Raw genomic sequence first — 2,539 nt, forward strand, 5'->3', positions numbered from 1 at the left:
CGGGCAACCACTGGCATCTCCTCTACCTGTTGTATATGGAACAACCTGCCAGTAATAGGTTGTATCAAAATCAAGAAGCAAAGTATCAGGTAGGAAACTCGTTGAAGTTCCATTATATTCCAGGGATGTTGGAGGAGTAAAATTATTTAGATAAAGTTTATAACCATCCGGAGGTAAACCTGTTCCGGGAGACCATTCAAGAAGCTGTTCCAAGTGAACTGTTCCAGGTCCGCCATCAGCAGGTTGGACTAAAGTAGCGGGATTTGGATCTTCTGCTATATCTAAAGTTACAGGAATAACAATATCGGCTCCGGCACTGTTTTGAATAGTAATATCAGCAGTATAAGTTCCTACACTTAAATTTTGTGAATTGAAAGTTAAAGTAATATTATCTGTTTCATCATAATCACAATCACCAACAACCGGGATTCCGTAAGTTGAACCTACCTGAAGCCATTTATGGGAAAGAGTGATACTTCCGGAAATATCGTGAGGTGTACTTCCATAAACATCTCCCGATAGAGTCCAATCCAAAGTCATATTACCGGAGAAACTGCTGCTGACCGTAACATTAACCGTTGCTTGAGCACTTTCGTCCGGTCTTATATTCCCGTAACCTCCATTATTATCAGACCAGGTAATTGTTGCTCCGTTACCTGTATTTCCGTTTGTTACTAATGGACCGTAATATCCGCCGACAAAATCTGTGGAACTATTCACTGTTACTCCGGATGGGAAGTCTAATGATGCTCCATCTAACCATTCATCATCGGTACTAGTGTTTCTGATAACAAAACCAATATCAAAAGTAGTTCCGGGAATATAATGGTCGAAATAGCTTTCAAAGGTTGAACCGGAAATACTCCTTCCGCTGTCATCACTTCTTGAAGTATAATCATAAGTTACGGTATAATTCAGGATAGAATTTGAATCTCCGTTATTAGTTATGCTGAGAGTTTGAGAATCTGATTGATCGGTCTTTAATGTCTGGGAAAAAGATGATTGGGTAGAAATTCCCGGATTTGCAGTTGTATTCGAGACAGCAACAACAGCATCATAAGCATTAATTCTACCGGAACCGTAAGTATTATTTTTTGGTGATTGAGGAATATCGCAGTTTTCTTCGATGATCCGGCAGATATCTGCAGGAGCGAGAGAATTGTTCTTTTCCAGCATCAAAGCCATTGTTCCAGCTACACATGGAGTCGCCATGGAAGTTCCGTTCCATCCGGAAGCATAACCGGTATCACTGGAATAATCTAAAGATTTAATATCAACTCCAGGTGCTGAAATGTCTGGACGAATTAATCCCATCTCCGGACTATAAGCATAATCATTAAATCCGAAAATATCTTCCCAGGTAACCGGACCTAAACTTGAGAAATAAGCGATTGTATCAGTGTTGTCTGTTGCTCCGACACATACGACTGCAGATTTTCCTCCAGTTAATGTCTGATCAGGATTAAGCCATGGAGGTGGTACATCTCCGGGTGTTCCAACATTATCGGGAATCGGATAAGTTGATTGATTATCACCTTCATTGGAAGCAGCAACTGAGGCAATAACTCCTGCTGCCAGAGCATTGTTCATAGCATTTCGCCAACTTGTTCTATCAGGTCCCCAGCGATGCTGCCAACCGATGGACATGCTCATAATATCAGCACCGTTTTCAACAGCAAATTCAATCGCATCCCAGACATCGTATTCATGTCCACCACCAGCGGAATTAAGAACTTTACATGCCATGATCTGAGCATCGGGAGCAACTCCGGTTTGAGATCCGGAAGTTCCGTCTCCGGCAATAGTTCCAGCACAGTGAGTTCCGTGTCCATGATCATCCATGGGATTATTATCATCATTATAAAAGTCGTAACCGTGATTAGGATAGGAAGGATCTGTCCAGAGATGATCATCGAGATCGTTATGAGTGTATCTGACTCCTGTATCAAGAACAGCAACAACAACTCCATCACCTGTATATCCCAATCCCCAGACATCGTCAGCATCTACTTTTGAAACATTCCAGGTTATCTCTCTCGAATTTGGATTTCCGGGAACTGTTTTGTTTTCTTTACTTTCCTCCATGTTCAGAACCTGACGATATTCATCATAATCGATTTGAGCAATATCGTCTCTTTCTGTTAATTCCAGAATAGCTTCCTTTTGGGCATAGCAGTTGATCACATTAGTGATCCAGAGAGATCTGATATTTTTAATGGAAAGACTTCTGTTCATCTCATTCATTTGATTCAAAATCGCTGATTGTGATGTGCGGCTGAAATTTCTTAATTCATTAACAACAACATCTCTTTTTTCTTCTTTTGTGAGAAATTGAGTCTGTCTCATTAATTCATCGGAATCAAATTGGTTTTTCAAGCGAATATTGATCCTGATAAATTCATGATCAGAAGCAGAATCCAATTTTTCCTGAAGTTGAGGAGTGAACAAGGAGTTCTTTTGAGTTTTTCCCCAACACAAACCTGACATTAACAAAAACAACATAATAAAAACTAAATTTTTCATACATCCTCCAATATAA

At 40.1% G+C, this 2,539-nt stretch carries 1 protein-coding gene; it reads right to left on the minus strand.

Going from position 1 to position 2,539, the window contains the following annotated elements:
* The coding region (locus ENL20_11785; protein HHE39235.1) for a hypothetical protein at positions 1 to 2,523 on the minus strand (2,523 nt) is incomplete at its 3' end.
* Positions 2,524 to 2,539 lie beyond the last annotated feature (16 nt).

Source organism: Candidatus Cloacimonadota bacterium, assembly GCA_011372345.1.
Classification (GTDB): domain Bacteria; phylum Cloacimonadota; class Cloacimonadia; order Cloacimonadales; family TCS61; genus DRTC01.